Source organism: uncultured Winogradskyella sp. (assembly GCF_947496485.1).
Lineage (GTDB): Bacteria > Bacteroidota > Bacteroidia > Flavobacteriales > Flavobacteriaceae > Winogradskyella.
This window is the reverse complement of record NZ_CANMCZ010000004.1, coordinates 258,699-280,632: the sequence shown is the minus strand read 5'-3', so window position 1 is coordinate 280,632 and position 21,934 is coordinate 258,699. Positions and strand designations below refer to the sequence as shown.

The window sequence follows — 21,934 nt, the reverse complement described above, 5'->3', positions numbered from 1 at the left end:
GAGCACAGTCAAGAGCTCTTTGTGCTGTTGAGTCAGAAATAGTTCTCGACTGCGCTCAACCGGACAGTTTATTTATAATTTTTCTTCTCAATCATATAATACACCAATGGTACAACGAGTAAAGTCAACACCGTTGACACAATAGTTCCACCCATTAATGAAATTGCCAACCCTTGAAAAATAGGATCAAACAATATGACGAATGCACCAATAACAACCGTCCCTGCAGTTAATAAAATTGGTGTTGTACGGACGGCTCCTGCCTCAATTGCCGCTTGTTTTAATGGTACGCCTTCCTCAGTTCTTAGGTTAATAAAGTCAATTAGCAAAACTGAATTTCTTACCATAATTCCTGCTAAAGCGATCATACCTATAAAAGAAGTTGCTGTAAAGAATGCTCCCATAATCCAGTGTCCTAAAATAATTCCGATTAAAGACAATGGTATTGCAACCATCATTACAATTGGTGCTTTAAAGTTTTGAAACCATCCAACAATTAATATATAAATTAAGATAATGGCCCCTAAAAAGGCAATTCCTAAATCTCGAAATACTTCTAAGGTGATTTGCCATTCTCCATCCCATTTTACCGTATAATTATCTTCAAAATCTGGCTGCCCTAAATACATTTCGTTAATCTCGTAGCCTTTTGGTAGTGGAATTTCTTTTAGTTTCTCTTCCATTCCTAAAATAGCATAGGCAGGACTCTCTAATTCACCAGCCATATCCGCAATAACATAAACTACACGTTTTTGGTTTTTTCGATAAATGCTTTTCGCAGATGTATGTTCTGATATAGAAACCAAATCTGCGATTGGCACCATATTACCTTGAGTTGATTTTACTTTTAGTTGAGAAATATCTGTAACCGTAGATTTTTCTTTTTCATCTAATGCTAAAACTAAACCAATTTGATTTACAGCATCTTCATCATATAAATTAGTAATGGCTCTATTAGATAATGCCATATTCATGGTATGAGCAATTTGTTGTGGAGCAACACCATATAACATGGCTTTTTCCTTATTTATCTCAAATTGGTATTCGGTTTGGTCTGCTTCTACCATCCAATCGATATCAACAACATCATCAGTGTTCTTTAAAATACTCTGAATATTATTTGCAATGTTAATTTGCTCTGTATAATCTGGTCCATAAACCTCTGCAACAATAGTAGATAATACAGGTGGTCCTGGTGGTACTTCTACTAATTTTACATTGGCATTGTACTTAGCTGCAATTTTCTGGATGTCAGGACGCAATAGTTTAGCAATATCATGACTTTGTGCAGATCGTTCTCCTTTATCTAATAAGTTGACTTGTATATCAGCCATATTACTTCCACCACGTAAATCGTAATGGCGTACTAATCCGTTAAACGTTATTGGTGCAGAAGTACCAACGTAATTCTGATAATTAACAACTTCTGGTCTAGTCGATAAATATTGTGCTATTTCTTGAGCAACAACTCCTGTTCGTTCTAGCGTAGTGCCTTCTGGCATATCTATCACTACTTGAAACTCATTCTTATTATCAAAAGGTAACATCTTTACTGCTACCGATTTGGTAAAAAATAAGACCATCGTACCCATTAATAATAAAAATGTTCCACCTAAAAACAACCAACGCTTAGCTTTACTTTCTAGTAACGGACGCTCAAATTTATTATAGATTCTATAGATAAGGGTGTCTTCTACAGCTTTTTCAGGTTTTTCTTCGGCTCCTTTTTTATCTTTTTCTCTTAAGAAAATATAGCCTAAATATGGTGTAATTGTCAATGCTACAAACAATGACAAAATCATTGCTATAGAAGCTCCAATAGGCATTGGTGCCATATAAGGCCCCATTAAACCAGATACGAATGCCATTGGTAACACAGAAGCAATTACAGTAAATGTTGCCAAAATGGTCGGATTTCCAACCTCGTTAATAGCATAAAGAGCGGCTTGTTTAAATGGCAAACGTTTCATCTTAAAATGCCTGTGCATATTTTCGGCAATAATAATAGAGTCGTCAACCACAATTCCTGTTACAAAAACCAAAGCGAATAGTGTAATTCTGTTTAGTGTATAATCTAACATATAGTAACTCAACAAGGTGAGTGCAAATGTTATAGGAACAGACAAAAACACTACCAATCCACCTCTCCAGCCCATCGCTAACATTACAACAATGGTTACAGCAAAAATAGAACCTATAAGATGTAATAATAGTTCTGATACTTTATGAGATGCGGTTTCTCCATAGTTTCGCGTGATTTCTACATGAACATCATCAGGAATTAAAGTGCTTCTTAAATGATCCACTTTATTTAAAATAATTTCTGATAGCTTCATAGCATCAGCTCCCTTTCTTTTAGCTACAGAAATAGTAACTGCAGGATATTCAGATTTTAAATCTACGGCTTTTTCACTCCCCTTTCCAAAACCTAAACTCACGTAATTTTGTGGCACTTCTGGACCATCAATAATTTTAGCAACTTGCTTTAAATAAATAGGTAGATTTTGCTGTACGCCTACTACCAAATTTTCGACATCAGTAACAGTTTCTAAAAATTTACCAGTGTTTACTAAATATTCATTGTCATTCTTATCAAAACTTCCTGAATTTAATTGACTATTGTTGGCTTTAATCATTTGAGAAACTGACAAGAAATCCAATCCGCTTGCTGCCAATTTATCTTTATCTAAAACAACACGTAACTGTCTATTTCTTCCACCAATTTTATGTGTTATGGCAACATCATTTACTTTCTGTATTTCAGCTTCTAACTCTTGCGCCATTTGGCTCAATTGATAATCGTCGTAATTTTCGCTCCATAAGGTTAGACCTAACATTGGCACATCGTCAATAGCACGTGTTTTTACTAATGGAAATGTTACACCTGCAGGCATTTCGTCCATGTGCTTATTAATTTCGTTATATAATTTAACGAAACTACGCTCTATGTCTTCACCAACATAGAATTGAACAATGACCATGCCCTGTTCCTTCATCGATGTAGAATAGACATATTCCACACCCTTTATATTGGATATTAATTGCTCTAAAGGCTTAATTACTCGAGATTCAACTTCAGTAGGACTTGCTCCTGGATATCCCACAAAAATATCTGCAATTGGCACATCGATCTGTGGTTCTTCCTCTCGCGGAATTAAAAATGAGCTATATACACCAACTACCATAAATACAATCATTAACAACACAGTTAACTTAGATTGCATAAATATTTTGGCAATTTTACCTGCTATTCCTTCTTTCATGATAATCTAATTATTGAATTGAGATTTTTGCTCCATTGTAAAGTTTGCCTTCTGCAGAAACAATATAACTCTCATCTGCTTTTAAACCAGATAGAACTTCTACTTGATCGCCAAAAGTTCTTCCTAGACGTAACCAACGTAACAGAGCTGTATTGCTTTGACTCACAGTATATACACCTGACAATTGCCCATTAGCTACAATGGCGTCACTCGGTATTAAAATCATTGATGATTTAGACTGACGTTCTACAGGAAATTGCACTGTAGTAAACATGCCAGATAAAATTTGAGTATCGGTTTTTTCTAAATCTATCTTTACTAAATACTGTCCACCAGTATTTTTTGCAGATGTACTTACTTCTGCAACTTTTCCCTTTATAGTTTTATTGATGGATTTTACCAAAACATCTACTGAAGTTCCTGCTTTAATTTCAGATATTTCAGTTTCTGGTACCATCGCCATGACTTCAAATTTTCCTGGTGTTTCTATACTTATTAAAGGCACACCTGGATTTGCCATATCACCTTCATCCACTTTTTTACTGGTTATAGTCCCGCTAAAAGGTGCTGTAATATTGCTATATGCAAACTGCGCATTAACTTCGTTTTTCATCTGGTTTGCGGCTTCTAAACGGGCTTTTGCCATTTCAAAATTTGCTGTTATATCATCCAGTTCTTTTTGAGAAGCACTGTTATCTGCAAATAAGTTTTTAAAACGGTTATAATCTTTTTGCGCATTGTTAAAAGCAGCAGTAGCTTCAGTTATTCCTGCATTTGCTTGAGCTCTTTTCGCTTGTAAATCAGAATTATTAATAGATACTAGCAATTGTCCTCTACGGACTTTATCTCCGACATTTACGTGAACTTTGTTAACGTAACCCATCATCCTAGTGCTTAAATCTGCACTATTTGATGCCTGTATTTTACCGCTTACGCTTAAATACGCATTATTCTGATTTGCTTCTACTGGGTTCACTTTTACAGCAATTGCTGGTAAATTATCTGTAGTAGTTTTTTTGTCTTCACTACCACAGCTCACCAAAAATAGAGCGACAGATACTATTAAGATTTTATATATATATTTCATTTTATTATTTGTTTATTCTTTAGGTCTCGACTGCGCTCGACCAGACATTATTTAGTCTCCTCGAGCGCAGTTGAGAGGTTATGCTTTAGTTAAAAATTGTAAATAGGCCTGCGCATAATTGTATTCAAAAATGGTTTGATAATATTCTAATTGCTTTTGTGCATATTGAGTTTCAGCCATTAATAAGTCTGACGTTTTTTCTAAACCTTCTTTAAATCTATTCGTTCTTATTCTTAATGATTCTTCAGACTGTTTTAAGGCTAATGCCGTTAGTTTTAATTTATTTTCTGCATCTGAAAATGCTCGTTTGGCTTTGTTTAGTTCTAGATGACTTTGTGATAGGTATTGATTATATTCTAGTTTAGACTTTTCTAATTCTGCCTTGCTCTTTTGTGCTTTCCCTAAACGTCTAGACCCTTGAAAAATGTCCCAACGCAATTGGGCACCAAATGTGTACCCATTGGCACCAGCCTGAAAAATTTGATCGTCGTATAACTCGTAGCTTCCAAAGGCATTTAAACTTGGTAAAAAAGCCATTTTATCAGCTTTATTCATCGCTTCATAAGCATTGGATGCCACATGCATAGCTTTAATATCCGATCTGTTTTCTGAAACTGTTTTTTCTGCAACTGTAAAGGTTGATACCAATAATTCATCAGCTGGAATGTATACGACATAAGCTTCATCATTCATTAAGAAAGACAAATAATTAGAGGCATTTTGCACGTTACTCTTAGCAGCATGCAATTGATTTTGAATTTCAGTAACGCGGACTTCAACATTCAATACATCTGCACGTTGTAAATACCCTTGTTTAAAGCTATTATCTGCCAGTTTTTTGTTAGCATTTGCAGTTTCTAAGGATTTTTCTAAAACAGTAACCCCTTTATAAGCCAATTGTAATTGCATGTATGCTTTGTCTACTTCAAATTCTAAATAATCTTGTGTGCGTTCTGTTTGCAAAGCCATCGCTTCCATTTTAGATTTGGCGGCTTTTCGCTGGTAAAAACCATCTAAATTGATTAGTGGTTGCTGAACTTCAATTTTTGTTGCAAAGTTTTGAATCTGAGAAGGGTCATTTAATAAGGCTGGATTAAAATCGTTTTGTGTAAGCGTTTCCTGGTTTAACTTAGAACCAAAAGCCATCAAAGGATTTGTAGTAGAGATAGCGGTATGACTGGCTGAAATATTTGGTAGAAACACCGCATTGGTTTGTCTGTAATCTGCTCTAGCCTGATTAAAGTCCTGTTCAGAAATTTTAAGACTTATGTTGTTTTCTGAAACTTTGGATAATACTTCAGACTTTGAAATCTTTCTGAGTTCTTGAGACTGAAGCATAGCCGTAAAGCTTAATAAAAAACTAAAAATCGTTATGTATTTGTATGTATTCATTATTTTAAATTTCTTGGACAAAATTAGATTGACTGCTATTGCAAGTTTGTAACTGTTGTTACTTAATTCCTGGTTGTGTAACCAATGTTACTTTATGTCCTCTCTCTTTTTTACTCGATTCTACATCTGGCTCAATAAAAAATGGAACCAAAATAAGAATGGTGCAAAGGGCTATAAAAAACAGCGCTACAATTTTTTTGGTCAATGGTTCTTTAATAATTTTTTTATAGACAGATACAACCACTTTCCAGTGCAAAAAAATGTGTATTATCAATAAGCCCAATAAAACTAAACCTAAGATGAGATGTATCATTCCCCATTGATGTCTATCCATTCCTAACAAATAAAGTTCAACATTACGGCCATAAACGTCCCAACGTTCTTGTCCGGAGATTAATGTGTATTTTATAAGAAATCCAATACCTATAATTGCAGACATACATAGCGTCATTGTGGCATTTATGGTAAAATTTAATACAGACTTTTTCATTGTATTCAATACTATCTAAATTACCATTAAAAGTACTTGAGATGTATAAATAGCGCAATGATATCCATCAGATAAGATGTTTTAAGAAGTCCTATTTAAAGCAAAAAAGCACCCAAGTTATGGAGTGCTTCTATTTGCTATTAATCAATTTTGCATTCATAAAAATCCTAAGTAAATAACATTAGTTATGAAAAAAAAGCATCCATATAAGGATGCTTTAAAACTGACATTTCAAAATCAATTGCATTGTTCTTGACTACTTGCAATAATTATATTGAATTCTTCTTGGGTTATAAATTGAGGCACATAAGTATGGCCTCCATTCTCAATACCGAGAACAAAACTTCTCAAATGATTTCTAGATCCACATTGTAATGTTTCAAATACAGCTATTAAATCTAGATGTGTTGTTACATCCAAAAAATCTTGTAAATCTTTAATATCCAAATCCTCAATTGTTGCACCTATTTGCATGGCTTCAGCTACACTAACAGCTCCATCAATTACAAACTGATCATAAAAATTTTGAAGGTCTTGGTTATTAAACACTCCAACAGGTTGTACAGTATAATCAATGTTGTTTTGAATTAATAAATTTTCGACCAAATTCATATGTGTTTGTTCACTGTTTCTAATATTAGCAAATTGATTTATGGACCATAAATTACTTAAATAGGAATACGTATCTCTAGCTAATTTTTCTTCTTCTAGCATAAATAACAAGGCACTTTTATCTGCATCGGATAATACTTGGCTTGTTGTGTCATCATAAATAATATCGTCATTATCGTCACTACAAGAAGATAATTGTATGATTGAAAAAATTAACATTATAATGGACATTGCATGAAATAATCGTAGCTTTTTCATCTTATTAAAATTTTAATTTACAAATAAATTTAGTTAATAAAATAGAGGTTATCAGTAACTAAAGTTACATATGAAAAAGCATTAATAATGTCTTGTAAATGCCTTTCCAACCAATTAAAAGCAGCTAGTAAATAATTAACTGCTATGTTTTTAAAACATATAAGTTATCCCGACAATAAAATAGAATGTGTTATCTAAATCTTCTTCAACCAACTCGTCATTAAAACTAAGCGTTGCTCCATTTTGTGGAATAACATAACTTGGAACAATAACAGCACCAAATGATTTATGTATATACCAAATTGGTAAACTCATCTCAATTGCCATAAGATTAAACCTTTCGCTTTCTGTAAGTTCGACCATTGTAGATTGTAAAGTGTTAGAACTTCCTTGTCCCTGTCCTCTGCCATTACCAAATCGATTATTTATATAATATTGTTCGTAAAAGTTTTGTGAACCAAAGGACATTCCAATAGTCGGTGAAAATTGAAATTTGTTATCATTAGTTATAAAATCATGACTTACTTCTGAAGATAAGAAAAAGTCTGAATTACTGTCATTACTAAAATATGAACTCGCTGACAACCCTAGGTTTATCAAATTAAAATCATATTCTAAAAGTGCAGTAAAATCTGTTGATACCTCAGAAATTACGTTATAGCTATCTTCATTAAAAAAATACGTTGTAAAAGAGAGATCACCATTTAATTTTTTTATCGTAAAGTCGAACCCTCCAGTTAATAAAAATAAATCGACTCTACCTTCATTAGCTCTTGTTAGATATGATACTGCACCACTAGCATAGAATCCAGATTTATAATGATACATCAACGTTGAATATAGATAAGGTGCCGAAATTGAATCTCTTCTGCCCATAAAAATCGCATCACTGATATAATTTAAGCTTAAGGCTACGAAAGATGAATCAGATATTTTTTTGGCTGTATTTTTTGGCTCTTCATCTTGAGACATCAGTGAATTGCTAAAGAAAGACACAGCTATAAACATTATAAGTCGATAATTAAAGCGAGACATGATATTAGATTTTTGGCTCTTAAATAAGGGAACTCCCTATTTTAATTGAAAATCCCCCTATTTCATTAACCCGTTATGAACTTTTTTTTGCCCCTTTTTTAGATGACTTTTTCAGAATTCCAGTCTTTTTTTGAACTTTTTTCTTAGTCAATTTGTTTTTTGCAACCTTTTTTCTGTGTTGGTATGTGTTCTTAAACATTTCACCATCCATATTAAGACATTCACCATCTTTTAGTTGTAATTGTTTACGATTTCTTGCTTGGTAAGTTCCATCAGGATTTACAACAGTTCCATCATTAAGTTTGTGTTGTTGTTCCAATCTGTTTTGAGATTGAGTTCTTATTTGGAACATTTCACCACCAACCAGCATATAATGAACTCTGTGTTGGTTTCTTTCCTGAATTTGAGCTTGAGTTAAGCCTTTGTTTTCTTGTTGTATTTTGTATCTATATTGGTATTCATTTCGATACATTACACCATCCATATCTAAACATTGTCCATCTTTTAAACGCAAACGTTCTTGAGCTCTAGTTATATAAGTTCCATCTGAACTTACGATAGTTCCATCGTTAAGCTCTTGTTTCTTTTGCAATCTCTTATGCGCACGCTCTCTAACTTCTAACATTTCTCCATTTACCATTACAAGTTTGGTACGGTCTTGATCTTGAATTCTATCTTGATCTCTTTCTTGTGCTACTATAGCTGTTGTTCCAAAAACAACGAAAGCTATAAAAATCAATATTTTTTTCATTTTTATCATTTTAATTAATAATTATATGAAAGTATTGAAGTCTGTAATTTTGCACACTGATATATATCAGTAGATATTGTTAATCAATAAGTTATGTAACATTTGTTACATGAAAAAGGCACTTATAATTACTTATAAATGCCTTTTTACTAACCAACCAAAAACTGATAACCACATCAGTTTACTTTTTAGTTTCCTATGTCCACTAGAAATAACAATAGTTATTATTTTGATATTCCTAAGACAAATATCTACTAGATTATAACAAAACTAACTTAAGATTATATAATATAAAATGATAGATGTCAGTTGAAGTAGCGTTATATAATCAACTTAAATCATTGTAGTATAATTTTGAATAAAGTGTAATCTGGATTGTATAAAAAAAGGGTAGTTAATTATGGACCACCCTCTCTCTAAATTTATAATTAGTTTTTAATTAATACTCTGAGCTCCCATCTTTATTAAGATTGTTAGACGCGTCTTTGTTCTTCCCTTTGGACATGAAATTAATTAGTATACCAACTAAAGTAATACAAACTAATGCAAATATTGCTATCATTATTACTCCGTTAGTCCAACTGTATAATGCTATTAATAGGTTTAACATATTTGTGTTTATTTTTACAGATTATAAAAGTAGCTACTTAATTTTTTATGGAACATGACATTTGTCATTAACGAAAAAATTGTCGATTTTTCTTTATGAAACTAGTTAGAAGATTTTATAACATTTATGATATCTTCTTTTTGCAGTACACCAGATTGTCTCCAAACTTGTTTACCATTTTTAAACAACAGCATTGTTGGCACACCTCTAACTTGGTATTTTGATGCCAAAGCCTGATTTTTATCCACATCAATTTTTATGATACTGATGCCTTCACCCATAGATTCTTTGACTTGTTTTAATATAGGACTTAACATTTTACATGGTCCACACCAATCTGCAAAAAAATCTACAAGCACGGGTTTGTCTTGGTTTATTAATTCTGAAAATTTGCTCATATATGCCTTTATTTATTCTATTCTAAGCAATGCTCTAGATGGTAATTCTTAAAAATTAGCTTGCTTATGCTGCTTTTATATACCTTTCATTTTGCCATGGCCCATGCCTTTTCCTTTACGCTTTCCTTTTTCCTCTTTAAAATGATCTTCAAACCATTCTGGTTGGTCAATTTTGTAATCATACATATAATCAGCAATCTGTTCAATGGTTTCCTCTGGGAAAGGTTGTTTTGGCATCACTCCAAAACGTTTTACTGCTCCAAACATTTTCGCGTCTTCTGCATTTGGGTTTTTAATCCAAGCTTGTATAGAAGCAATAAATTCTTCTTTAGAAGTTTCACTATTAATATAATGCTTTTTTATAGCAACCATTGGTGGTCCAATTCTATCATCATGACTTCCCATTGGACTATGACACGTATAACAGTTAGTTTCCATTAATTTTTTCCCAGGATGATCGTTGACTTCCATTTGTTTTTCAAAAGCAGAATAATCTTTGCTTTTGGAGTTATTGCAACTATAATATAAAATTGTTAATAACACTAGTAATACTATTTTTTTCATATCTAATTATTTTGAAAGCTTACCAATACTCCATTTTGTTAATATTAACCATATTGCCACAACTTATTTTCTCTATCTATTAACTATATCTTAATATACCACCTTTTAAATCATAGATTTCTGTGAACCCCATTCGTGCTAATTTATTGGCTGATTGCCTGCTTCTACTGCCGCTTCTGCAATACACAAAGACCGCTTTTTCTTTATTTAATTTATTAAACTCAACATTGAAGTTTCCTGAAAATGCATCAATATTCTTTGCACCTTTAATATGGCCAGATTTAAATTCTCTTGGTGTTCTAACGTCGATTAACTGAACGTTTTTATTTTCAATATGAGTTTTAAACTCTTCTGCTGAAAGTACTCTAACAGAACTATTTTGTTGCGTATTAGACCCAAATAATACTGATAAAAATGACATAAGATTAATGTGCTTTATTGTTAATTATTAGAAATACAAAATTAGCTAAATGGACCTTACTCATTCGTAACCTTTGTTACATAAAAACGCATTCTACATAACTGAAGAATGCCATGTAATATAATTGAAATTTGTTGCTAATGACTAAGTTTAAAGTTTATCTATATTGCTTAATAACATTAATTATTCCGCAGAAGTTGGAAGATTACAAACTAAAACTTTGTATTAATTGAATGTTTTACCACTTACAGCTTCGGCAGCGGCATTGGTATTAAAGTGGATTATTATTAGTATCTAATATGTTTTGTAAAATACTCGCCAATTTTTCATCATTTGGACTTGTAAACATTTTGGCATGATTACCAGGAATCATATGCCTGGTAATTCCACCAAGGGCTATGTTTTTCCAGCCAAAATTTTTGGCGTCATGTTTAAAATAGACATTATCATCTGCAACTAACAGATCTATCTCAACATTATCTGGAGTTATTGTATATTGATTTAGTGCAATATCTTGATTTCTGTCTAACTCATATAAATCTAATAATTCAGTATCAGATATTGTTCTATTGTTATTATTGCTTTTTGTAACTCTTAAAAATAAATTCCGAGCAATTGTCATAAAAATATCTATTCTTGTTTTAAAATTCTTTACACTGCTAAACATATTTTTAACTGCAAAATATACTTTACCTATAGTATAAAATACATTCGCACATTTTCTTCTGAAAGCATCTGAAAAATAATATTTTGGAAAAACATATGTATCAATTAGTACTACCGTTTCAACCTTTTTACCTTGTGCCAACAACTGTCTTGCCATCTCATATGCTACAATACCACCAAAAGAATAACCTGCTAATGCATATGGACCCTCTGGATTTTTTTGTAAAATTTCTGATATGTAATGTGATGCCATCTCCTCAATTTTATCATGAGGCTTGTCGTTTTTATTTAAGCCTTTTGATTGTAATCCATAAACTGGTTGGTTATTATCTAGGTGCTTAGCTGTAGAATTAAAAAACAAAATATTATGGCCAGCGCCATGCACAACATAAAGTGGAGTTTTATTTCCTTCTGTTTTTATAGACACTAATGAACTCCATGTTTCTTTTTCGATATCTCCATCAATAAACGTTGATAATTTCTCAATGGTTGGATGCACCATTAAAGCAGATAAAGGTAATTTTTTACCCATTATATTCTCTACACTTGCAATAACTTTTACGGCTATTATAGAGTGTCCACCTAGTTCAAAAAAGTCGCTATGTATATCTATTTTTTCCTTATTTAAACTTTTGCACCAAATTTCACTTACGGTTTGTTCAGTCTTTGTACGAGGAGCAGTATAGTCTGCAATTTGAGATTGTTTTCTTGAATTATTTAATAATGCTTTACGATCTACTTTTCCATTTAAGGTAGTCGGAAATTCACTTATAAGGTGAAATTCGTGAGGTATCATATGAGCTGGCAGTTGCTTAGTTAATTCCTCCTTCCATAAATCAATTTGTTCTTTGTATAAATCATTAAGTGTATCTGATATGACAAAAGAAATAAGGTTATCATCTTTAACAACTACCAAAGCATGTTGAATACCATCTAAAGTATCTAAGGATTCTTCTATTTCTTCAAGCTCTATACGATGTCCTCTAACTTTTACTTGCTGATCAATTCTACCCAAACACAATAATTCACCTGATGGAAGTAATTGACCTAAATCACCTGTTCTGTATAATTTAGTCTCAATATCTGAATTAAATGGGTTATTTATAAATTTTTCATTTGTTAAATCCTGACGATTCAAATATCCATTAGAGACACCATCACCACCAATAATAATCTCACCTGTTTTTCCAGGTTCCATTAAGATTTTTTGGTCGTTTAAAATATAAAATTGAGTATTAGCAATAGGTTTCCCAATAGTAACTATTTTATCATCTCTCAATACTTGTTTAACTGAAGACCATATTGTAGTTTCTGTAGGGCCATACATATTCCAAAGTGCATCTACTTTAGTTACTAGCTGTTTAGCCAGACTTATCGGTAAAGCTTCGCCACCACAAAGTGCAGTAATAGGTAATGGAGTTTTCCAACCTAAGTCTAACATCATTTGCCAAGTAGTAGGTGTGGCTTGTATCATTGTGATACCTTCTCTTTTTATAACATCTAATATTATACGACCATCTTTTGCAGTTTCGTCGTTAGCTAATACTAACGAAGCACCAGAGAGTAATGGGATATACAATTCTAGTCCAGAAATATCAAAGGATATGGTTGTAATAGACAACAGTTTATCGCTTTCACCAATCCCAGGTTTTTCTAGCATACTATAAAGAAAATTAACTAAGTTTTTATGAGTTATTGCGACCCCTTTTGGCTTGCCAGTTGAACCAGAAGTATATAGCAAATACGCTAATGCCTCATTGCTAACTTTTAACGTTAGTGGTTTTGTAGTGTATTCATAAAGCTTAGAAAATAATTCTTCCAAATCTAATTGGTCCGCATTTGTTACCAAGTGAAGTGAAGTTGCTTTTGATGTTATTATAAAACTCGCCTGAGAATCCTCTAGCATATATTCTAGTCTATTCTGAGGATAACTAGGATCTAATGGTAAATATGCAGCACCACATTGCATGATTGCAACTAAGGTTACTACGAGCTCTATAGATCGTGGTAAAACAACGCCAATTACATCACCAGAACTAACACCAATCTCATGAAATTGATTAGCCAGTTGATTTACTTGTTGGTTAAATTGCTCAAATGAAATTTCTTTATCTTCAAATTTTATAGCTTGTTTGTTCGAATATTCTTGTGCCTTTTTTGCAATTAATTCGTGTAAAGCATACTGAGGATAATCTACTTTAGTATTATTAAGCTTATCGTATGCAGTAATATCAGCCTTTACCAAATCACTTATTATAATTTCAGGATTTGAAATTATTTTCTTAATTATCTCTTCAAAAGAAACCATCATCTTTTTTATGGTTTCTTCCTTAAAAAGTGATGAATTATATGACCATTCTATGATAAGTTCGTCTGTAGGTCCACTAATATTTAGGAACATTTCAAAAGCTCCATAAGTCTTATGGTTACCTTTCAATCTGTGATTTAATCCTTTAAAAACAACCTTATCATCCTTACCAACATCTATGTTAAACATTACAGGTACTAGTGGAATTCTAGAAGGATCTCGCGCAATTACAAGCTTTTGTAATAACTGACCAAAACTCAATCCTTGGTGTTCGTAAGCATCAAAAAGTGCAGACTTTCTTTCTTTTAGGTAAGTATTAAAACTAGTATTAACGGGGATTTTACTTCGTAAGGGCAGTAAATTAACACAATGCCCAATAAGTTGTGTCATACCACTTGCGGATTGTCCGGAAGTGGGTAGTCCAATAACTAAATCTTGCTGATCTGTTTGACTGTATAAAAATACTTCGAAAGCGGTCATCAATGTGGTTACAAAACTACTGCCTGCTTTTATTCCAACCTTTTTTAAATCAGAAACTAAGTTTTTATTCAATAAAAAATCTAAACGTCCGCTTTTAAAAGTTCTTAACGCAGGTCTAGGAAAATCTGTTGGTAATGATAGTTGTGGAACACTAGATTCAAATTTTTTGAGCCAAAATTGTTCTGTTGCTTCATATACATCGCTTTGTAGATATTTAAATTGATTGTCAGTATATGAAATAAAACTTTCTGCCCTAGGCAATGAAAGCAAACTGTTATCTATTTTAGAAGAATAAAGACTTCCTAGTTCTTCAAGGAGAATTCCCGCAGACCAACCATCAAAAATAATATGATGTGCTGTAACTATTAAATGATGCTCTTCTTCTGCAACTTTAATTAAACTAATTTTTAATAATGGTCCTTTAACCAAGTCAAAAACATGATTAACCTCATCTAATAAATAATTCTTTAGAATACGGTCTTTTTCGTTAGATAGATTAATTGAAATATCAGAATAATGAGGCTCTAATGAAAAAGTCTTAAATACTGTCATAAACCGACCGTCTGCACTAAAAGTAGCTCTTAAAGACTCATGTCGTTGAATTAATTCTTGGATAGCATCACCTAAAGCTTGTTTATGCAATTGACCTGTTAAAACAAGAGAAAATGACTCATTATACGCTCTGTTGGCATCATCTTCACCTATTTTACAAGCTAACCAAATTTCAGTTTGGGATGGTATAGTATGAGTTATACGCTCAATTTCATGTCCAGAGAAAGGATTGAACGCTTTATTGTTTTCTATTATGTCTATCGATTCATTCATTAGCTATTAATCAATATCAAGTTATATTAATAGTCGAATATTTAAGTCTTAAAGTTCTATCCTTTTGTATTTATTACCATTCTTTTCATCTTCAATAAACCATGCAGGATCACCAGATTCATCAAGTCCAAGGCGTGCTCCATATGCAGGTGGTGTATTTAACTCATCGGAAAATTTGAAATTAGAATTTTTATTCAGTTCTTCTTTAAAAATACCGACTTTAATTAGCTCTTCAATACTTTCTAAGAATGATTTTACCAAGAAGTCTATATCATTATCTGTATAGGCAACTGTCATGTAACATGGAAAACCATCCCAAATATGGATACCTTTTTGACGCATTAAAACAAATAATAGTTCGGAAAAAGGTATATCTTCTAAAAACTTTAAACGCCATAAAGAGCAATAATAGGTAATTTCAATTGGCAGATTTCTGTTTTTGAATGAAGAATTAAGCTCAAAAGCTAATCTTTCAGTCATCGCATTTAGTCTTGTCTGTAATGCAGTACCTTGCTCTTTCATATAAAGAAGAGATGCCTTTGTAGATGCCAATGCTAGTGGGTGACGTACAAATGTACCTGCAAAATAAGTTACACCTACTTCTGGAATTGAATCATCACCATACTGCCAAGATCCTCCGTCTAAAGCATCCATATATTTCTTACTTCCTGCAATAGCTCCGATAGAAATTCCACCACCAATTACTTTTCCATAAGTAGTAATATCTGCTTTAATATCAAATAAAAATTGTGTACCGCCTAAATGCATTCTAAAACCAGTAATAATTTCATCAAAAATAAGTGTAGAGTTTGACGTTTTAGTAATAGCTCTAACTTCTTTAAGAAATTCTATTGGTTGAAATTCTGGTCTACGACTTTGTACAGGCTCTACTAAAACAGCAGCTATTTCATCAGCACGCTCTCTAATGATTTGTAAACTTTCTTCGGTACCGTAGTCTAATATCAGCATATTCTGAACAGCCTCTGGCATGATACCTGGTGCGGCCGGAAAAGTTTTCTTAATACGAGAACCTCTAACAATTACCTCATCGTTAATACCATGATATGAACGAGAAAACGCTACTATAAGTGAACGTCCTGTTACAGTTCTAGCTATACGCATAGCTCCTAAAACAGCTTCAGAACCTGTATTACACAATGCTGCACGTTCATTGTTTGTCATTTCACAAAGCAACTCACATACTTCTCCTGCTAATGGATGTTGAGGACCAACTTCGAAACCAAGTTCTACTTGATTATGTAATGCTTCCTTAATAAAATCTGGCTGATGGCCAAAAAGACAAGATCCAAAACCATTCAAAGCATCTAAATATTCGTTACCATCTAAATCCCATAAGCGATTACCAGAAGATTTACCTATTACAATTGGATAAACAAGCTCCTTTGTATTAGGTTTAAAACCAGATACAACTCTAGGATCTGACATATGTGTACGATGCTTTTGTGTATAAGCTTTGCTTGCTGCAGTTTTACTGTTGTAGCTAACTGTTAATTCTTTTAAAAATGCTTCTTGCTCTGCATTTAAATCCGAGGATTGATTATCGATCTTAGGTGATGCGCCAAAAGGCTTTTTATGTTCGACAATTTCTTCATTAGTCAACTGTTTTTCTTTTGAAGCGTTTAAAGAAACGTCCTGTTTACTATTATTTACTTTAACAGTATTTACAACTGAATTGTTTCCACCTTGTAAAGTCTCTAATTGTTTTCCTAATAACTGTAATTGTTGAGCAATGATATTTAACGCTACATCTTGGTTAGCATTGACATGACCGTTTGTATAACCATTAGTTTGTCCGCTCGTATTACCATTAACCAAAGGATTAGCAACTATATTTGTTGTAGATTCAACTATTGACTTAGGTATTGGTTGTTCATTATACTGCTCTTCTGGTAGGTTTTCATCTAAATAGCTTGCCAAAAGTTTTGGTGTACCAAACTCATCATTTAACTGACGAAATGTAATTGGAATATTAAATTCATTTTTACAGGTAATAGACATTTGAGTTAAAACTAGGGAGTCTAATCCAAGTTCTAAAAAACTATAATCATATTCTGAAGGCTCTATTTCTATACCAGAGGTATTCAAAATTATTTCAGAAATTTTTTCCAAGATAGTAGTAGATCGCATTACTTTGGGTTGTGTATTAATTTGGGTATTTATCTCTATAGGTTGTGGTATATTATTAACTACCGCATTTTCTGTTGTGAAATTGCGGCTAGGTGGATCTAACCAGCACAGTTTTCGATCAAAAACATAAGATGGTAACCATACTTTTTGTCGTGTTTGATCCTCATAAAAAGCATTCCAGTCTACATCTACTCCTTTTAGCCATAATTGGCCTAAAGCAGGTAATATAGAATGATAAGATCCTTCCTTTTCACTAGGAATCAATAGGCTTGAAATTGATGTATATGTTTTACCTTTTTTCTGTTTCGATAACGTTGATAGCGCTCTACCTGGACCCACTTCTAACAAAATAGAATCGTCAAGCGATTTTGCCGTATCCATTGCATCAGAAAAACGTACAGCCGCTCTTATATGATTTGACCAATATTCTGGATTAATTGCTTCCGCATCAGTAAGCCAAGTACCAGTTACTGTAGAAATAATCGGTAAACGAGGTACGTTTAATGTTGCTTTACTGACTTCTTTTTCAAATATTTCTAAAATGGGATCCATCATGCTTGAATGAAACGCATGACTTGTCTTTAAAAGTTTGTTTGGAATATCCTTTTCATCTAATCGTTTTGAAAAATTTTCAATGGCTTCATTCGGACCAGAAAGGACACATAAATTATCTGAGTTTATGGCAGCTACAGAAACCTTTTCTGTTAGCATATCTGTTAAATCCTCAGCACTAGTGCGAACAGACAACATACTACCTCTTGGAAGCTCACTTATGAGTTGTCCTCTTAAAGTAATTAAACGTAGAGCATCTTCTAATGTAAAAATACCTGAAAGATGTGCAGCAACATACTCACCAACACTATGCCCACAGAATAAAGAAGGCTTAATTCCCCAACTCATCCACAACTGAGCCAAAGCATATTCAATAACAAACAATGCTGGCTGTGTATACTTAGTATCTTTTAACTGATTTTCTGCATCAACTGTATTGGTTTTTGGGTATATTATTTTTATAATGTCTAAATTCTGATTCTTTAATAATAATTCTGCACAATGATCTACTGATGCTTTAAAAACGTTTTCGTGCTGATAAAGTGCTTTCCCCATTTGCAAGAATTGTGACCCTTGACCTGGAAAAAGAAATCCTATTTCGGTAGGCACAACTTTTAAAACGTCACTTTTTGCAGTACTTTTTTCTTCAGATAATAAATCCTTAGAAGCAGTATCTTTTGCATCAGCAATTGCAAAGCTTCTATGTCTAAAACTATCTCTTGTGATGCTTAAAGAATAAGCAACATCTGCTAAAGAGTCTTCGGATGATGAAAGATAATTCCCTAATTTAACTTTATAGCCTTCTAGACTTACTTCTGTTTTAGCTGACCAAGTCAGTAATTGTAGAGGTCTTCCTGTACTAACTGATATTGGCTTATTTTTATGTTCTTCTAAAACAACATGTACGTTGGTTCCACCAACACCAAAAGAACTTACTCCTGCTCGTCTTGGTCCATCAGGATTCCAATCTGATAACTTATTATTTACGTAAAATGGACTATTCTCAAAATCAATAGCTGGGTTAGGATTTTCAAAGCCTAATGAAGCAGGTAATTTTTGGTATTTCATAGCCAAAACAGCCTTAATAACACCAGCAACACCAGCAGCTGCTGTGAGATGACCCATGTTACTTTTAACAGAGCCTATAGCACAATAACCTTTAACATCTTGATGACCAAAAGCTTTATTAAGTCCTTCTATTTCAATCGGATCTCCCATAGGAGTGGCTGTTCCATGTGTTTCTAAATAAGTGATACTCGATGGATTAATTCCTGCATCATTCAAAGCATTGCTAATTGCACCTGCTTCTCCTTCTATACTTGGAGCTGTAAAGCTACCTTTATCTCCACCATCATTATTAATTCCTATTCCTTTAATAACACCATGAATAACGTCTCCATCATTTATGGCTTCTTCCAGACTTTTCAATAATATAACTCCAGCTCCATCACTAAATACAGTTCCTTTTGCTTCAGCATCAAATGAACGACAATGTCCATCAGAACTCAACATAGAACCTTCTTGATATAAATGACCGCTATGTATTGGAGACGTAACACTAGATCCACCAGCCAAAGCGACATCACATTGACCATTTCTTATAGACTCTACAGCTTCTGCAATAGCAAGAAGTGACGTAGAACAAGCAGAATAAACACTTACAGCTGGTCCTTTAAGGTTTAAATGATATGCAGTACGCGTCGCAATATAATCCTTGTCGTTAACAGTGTTTGCTTGAAAACGACCGATTAGATTTAAAACGTCTTCATTAGGAAGTACGTTATTAGTATAATACGTATTTGTTCCACTACCAGCATATACTCCAACTCTTCCGTCATAATGTTTTGGTAAATAACCTGAATGTTCTAAGGCTTCCCATGCTATTTCTAAAAACACCCGTTGCTGTGGATCCATAGCTTCTGCAAGTTTAGGGTTGATACCAAAAAATTTAGCATCAAATTCTTTTGCAGAAGGTATTATACCACGAGCGCCTACATAAAGCGGATCGTTTCTTAAACCCTCTGGTATGGTTTTATCTAATTCTTCTGGTGTAAAAAATGAAATGGTTTCTTTTCCGTCTCTGAGTACTTCCCATAATTCTTGTATAGAAGTAGCACCTGGAAAACGTCCTGCCATACCAATAATAGCAACATCACCATTTCCTTTTGTCTTCTTTTTCTTTATTGTCTTTTTAGTCTTTGAATTATCCTTTTCAATATTCAAAAATTCAGAAAGTTCAGAAATTGTAGGATATTGGTATATTTTAGCAACTGGCACTTCTAAACCAAGTTCCTCTTTTAAAAGCGCTACTACTTTTTGAGTTAAGAGTGACGTACCACCCATTTCAAAAAAGTTATCATCTATACCTATTTCAGATATACCTAATTGTTCTCTCCATATCGCAACAATTCCCTTTTCTGTTTCGTTTCTGAATTTTCTTAAAACTGGGGCTGTATCTGGCCTTTGATTTATTGGATTAGGAAGGTTCTTTTTATCAATTTTACCATTTGACGTTGCAGGAAATTCATCAATCATTATATACTGTGAAGGCACCATATATTCTGGAAGAACTTCTAAAAGCTGCCCACGAAATGATTCTGAATCTACATCTTTATGTTTAGATTGCACATATGCTATTAACTTAATTTCATTTACTATTGTATCATTAGTGACAACAATTGCCTGTTTTATATCTGGTAAAGCATTGAGGGTTGTTTCAATTTCTCCTAATTCTATTCTATAGCCTCTAATTTTTACTTGGTCGTCTTGTCTTCCAATAAACTCAAGCGTTCCGTTTTTATTCCATTTACCAAAATCACCTGTTTTATAAAGCTTTTGATTAGACTCAAAAGGATTAGATATAAATTTGGTCGAAGTTAATTCTTCTTGATTAAGATATCCTCTTGCCAAACCATCACCAGAAAGATACAATTCCCCTACTTCTCCAATAGGTAATGGCTCTAATGTTTCAGATAGAATATACGCTTTTGTGTTTCCAATGGGTATGCCGATTGGCAATGCTATTTTATTTAAGTCCTCTTTTGAATATTTGTGTATAATAGATGTTACAGTAGTTTCAGTAGGACCATATTCGTTGTAAAAATCACAATTAGTACTAAGATCATCAGCTAATTTAATCGTACAGGTTTCACCACCAGCAATGATTCGTTTTAGTGACTTAAATTTTGAAAGGTCTGGCAAAGTACCTAAGTAACTTGGAGTCGCATGGAGGTGAGTAATAAGGTGCTTTTCTATAAATGAAGGTAATAGATGATTTTTTAATTCTTCTTTACTGATCACACATAATGTTGCCCCATTAAATAATGCTAAGAATATTTGTTCTATTGAAGCATCAAAGCAATAACTTGAAAATTGTAATATTTTTTCAGTTGCATCAACTTTAAAGCGTTTTGTCTGAGAATAGATAAGATTTACTACTGACTTATGCTCAATCATTACACCCTTTGGGTTTCCTGTAGTACCAGAAGTATATATGATATAAATTAAATCCTCAGATTTAGTGTTTAAATTTTGAGGCAAATTAATAGAATAGTTTTCACTTGTATCTTGGAAATCGTTTAATAACGATATATCAAAAACAATCTTACAATCGCTATCTTCTTTAATGTAATTTTTCCTTTGTTCAGGGTATTCCACATCAATAGGTATGTAAGTAGCACCAGCTTTTAGTACTCCTAAAATAGCAACTATAAGCCACTCACTCCGTTCTAGCATTAAGCCAACAAGGTCACGAGGAGCTATATTTTTATTTTTAATTAAATAATCTGCTAATTGATTAGAACGAATGTCTAATTCTTTATACGTAAGTTTAGAATTACCGAAGACTACTGCAATGTTATTTGGGGTACGTTGCACTTGATCCAAGAATAAATCTACAACAGTTTTATCTTTGGGGTAATTTAGGGCTGTATTATTAACAATTTCTAAGAAACTGTTAAATTTCTCATCACTTGAATGCATTTTATATAACTCTTAATATTTGCCTTTCTATTTAATAAATGTTAAGGCGAATATGGTTAGTAGGTATCTCAATATTCTATAAATTAACAGAAT

General features: G+C 32.9%; 13 protein-coding genes. All 13 read right to left on the bottom strand.

The annotated features are described in order from the left end of the window. Nucleotides 1-68: 68 nt before the first annotated feature. Entirely contained in the window at nucleotides 69-3,263 is a 3,195-nt protein-coding gene (locus Q0822_RS13920; protein ID WP_299124681.1) for an efflux RND transporter permease subunit, read from the bottom strand. Nucleotides 3,264-3,273: 10 nt separating this feature from the next. After that, entirely contained in the window at nucleotides 3,274-4,350 is a 1,077-nt protein-coding gene (locus Q0822_RS13915; protein WP_299124680.1) for an efflux RND transporter periplasmic adaptor subunit, read from the bottom strand. 78 nt (nucleotides 4,351-4,428) lie between these two features. Continuing rightward, the gene (locus Q0822_RS13910) at nucleotides 4,429-5,742 is read right to left on the bottom strand and encodes a TolC family protein (protein WP_299124678.1); all 1,314 of its coding nucleotides are present in this window, start codon (nucleotides 5,740-5,742) and stop codon (nucleotides 4,429-4,431) included. A 58-nt stretch (nucleotides 5,743-5,800) separates the two neighbouring features. Further along, nucleotides 5,801-6,232, bottom strand: a complete 432-nt coding sequence (locus Q0822_RS13905; protein WP_299124677.1) for a DUF4405 domain-containing protein — start codon at nucleotides 6,230-6,232, stop codon at nucleotides 5,801-5,803. 237 nt (nucleotides 6,233-6,469) lie between these two features. Further along, nucleotides 6,470-7,102: a DUF2202 domain-containing protein gene (locus Q0822_RS13900; protein ID WP_299124676.1), complete on the bottom strand. Its 633-nt coding sequence runs from the start codon at nucleotides 7,100-7,102 to the stop codon at nucleotides 6,470-6,472. 150 nt (nucleotides 7,103-7,252) lie between these two features. After that, entirely contained in the window at nucleotides 7,253-8,137 is an 885-nt protein-coding gene (locus tag Q0822_RS13895) for a hypothetical protein (protein WP_299124674.1), read from the bottom strand. A 73-nt stretch (nucleotides 8,138-8,210) separates the two neighbouring features. Continuing rightward, nucleotides 8,211-8,888 (bottom strand): DUF6799 domain-containing protein, encoded by a 678-nt coding sequence (locus Q0822_RS13890; RefSeq protein ID WP_299124672.1) that lies wholly within the window; start codon nucleotides 8,886-8,888, stop codon nucleotides 8,211-8,213. 439 nt (nucleotides 8,889-9,327) lie between these two features. Further along, nucleotides 9,328-9,498 (bottom strand): hypothetical protein, encoded by a 171-nt coding sequence (locus Q0822_RS13885; RefSeq protein WP_299124670.1) that lies wholly within the window; start codon nucleotides 9,496-9,498, stop codon nucleotides 9,328-9,330. Between the two features lie 101 nt (nucleotides 9,499-9,599). Further along, complete coding sequence (trxA, locus tag Q0822_RS13880; RefSeq protein WP_299124668.1) at nucleotides 9,600-9,896, bottom strand: thioredoxin; 297 nt, start codon at nucleotides 9,894-9,896, stop codon at nucleotides 9,600-9,602. A 75-nt stretch (nucleotides 9,897-9,971) separates the two neighbouring features. Further along, entirely contained in the window at nucleotides 9,972-10,460 is a 489-nt protein-coding gene (locus Q0822_RS13875) for a c-type cytochrome (protein ID WP_299124666.1), read from the bottom strand. A gap of 79 nt (nucleotides 10,461-10,539) precedes the next feature. Continuing rightward, a complete protein-coding gene (locus Q0822_RS13870) occupies nucleotides 10,540-10,881 on the bottom strand; it encodes a rhodanese-like domain-containing protein (protein ID WP_299124664.1) in 342 nt (113 codons plus the stop codon). A 271-nt stretch (nucleotides 10,882-11,152) separates the two neighbouring features. Continuing rightward, nucleotides 11,153-15,160, bottom strand: a complete 4,008-nt coding sequence (locus Q0822_RS13865; RefSeq protein WP_299124662.1) for a non-ribosomal peptide synthetase — start codon at nucleotides 15,158-15,160, stop codon at nucleotides 11,153-11,155. 48 nt (nucleotides 15,161-15,208) lie between these two features. Next, a complete protein-coding gene (locus tag Q0822_RS13860) occupies nucleotides 15,209-21,841 on the bottom strand; it encodes a polyketide synthase (protein WP_299124660.1) in 6,633 nt (2,210 codons plus the stop codon). Nucleotides 21,842-21,934: the final 93 nt, after the last annotated feature.

What these genes read in the sequence shown, in the direction of transcription:
- Q0822_RS13920 (WP_299124681.1), bottom strand. Translation starts at nt 3,263, where the DNA reads ATGAAAGAAGGAATAGCAGGTAAAATTGCCAAAATATTTATGCAATCT.
- Q0822_RS13915 (WP_299124680.1), bottom strand. Translation starts at nt 4,350, where the DNA reads ATGAAATATATATATAAAATCTTAATAGTATCTGTCGCTCTATTTTTG.
- Q0822_RS13910 (WP_299124678.1), bottom strand. Translation starts at nt 5,742, where the DNA reads ATGAATACATACAAATACATAACGATTTTTAGTTTTTTATTAAGCTTT.
- Q0822_RS13905 (WP_299124677.1), bottom strand. Translation starts at nt 6,232, where the DNA reads ATGAAAAAGTCTGTATTAAATTTTACCATAAATGCCACAATGACGCTA.
- Q0822_RS13900 (WP_299124676.1), bottom strand. Translation starts at nt 7,102, where the DNA reads ATGAAAAAGCTACGATTATTTCATGCAATGTCCATTATAATGTTAATT.
- Q0822_RS13895 (WP_299124674.1), bottom strand. Translation starts at nt 8,137, where the DNA reads ATGTCTCGCTTTAATTATCGACTTATAATGTTTATAGCTGTGTCTTTC.
- Q0822_RS13890 (WP_299124672.1), bottom strand. Translation starts at nt 8,888, where the DNA reads ATGAAAAAAATATTGATTTTTATAGCTTTCGTTGTTTTTGGAACAACA.
- Q0822_RS13885 (WP_299124670.1), bottom strand. Translation starts at nt 9,498, where the DNA reads ATGTTAAACCTATTAATAGCATTATACAGTTGGACTAACGGAGTAATA.
- trxA (WP_299124668.1), bottom strand. Translation starts at nt 9,896, where the DNA reads ATGAGCAAATTTTCAGAATTAATAAACCAAGACAAACCCGTGCTTGTA.
- Q0822_RS13875 (WP_299124666.1), bottom strand. Translation starts at nt 10,460, where the DNA reads ATGAAAAAAATAGTATTACTAGTGTTATTAACAATTTTATATTATAGT.
- Q0822_RS13870 (WP_299124664.1), bottom strand. Translation starts at nt 10,881, where the DNA reads ATGTCATTTTTATCAGTATTATTTGGGTCTAATACGCAACAAAATAGT.
- Q0822_RS13865 (WP_299124662.1), bottom strand. Translation starts at nt 15,160, where the DNA reads ATGAATGAATCGATAGACATAATAGAAAACAATAAAGCGTTCAATCCT.
- Q0822_RS13860 (WP_299124660.1), bottom strand. Translation starts at nt 21,841, where the DNA reads ATGCATTCAAGTGATGAGAAATTTAACAGTTTCTTAGAAATTGTTAAT.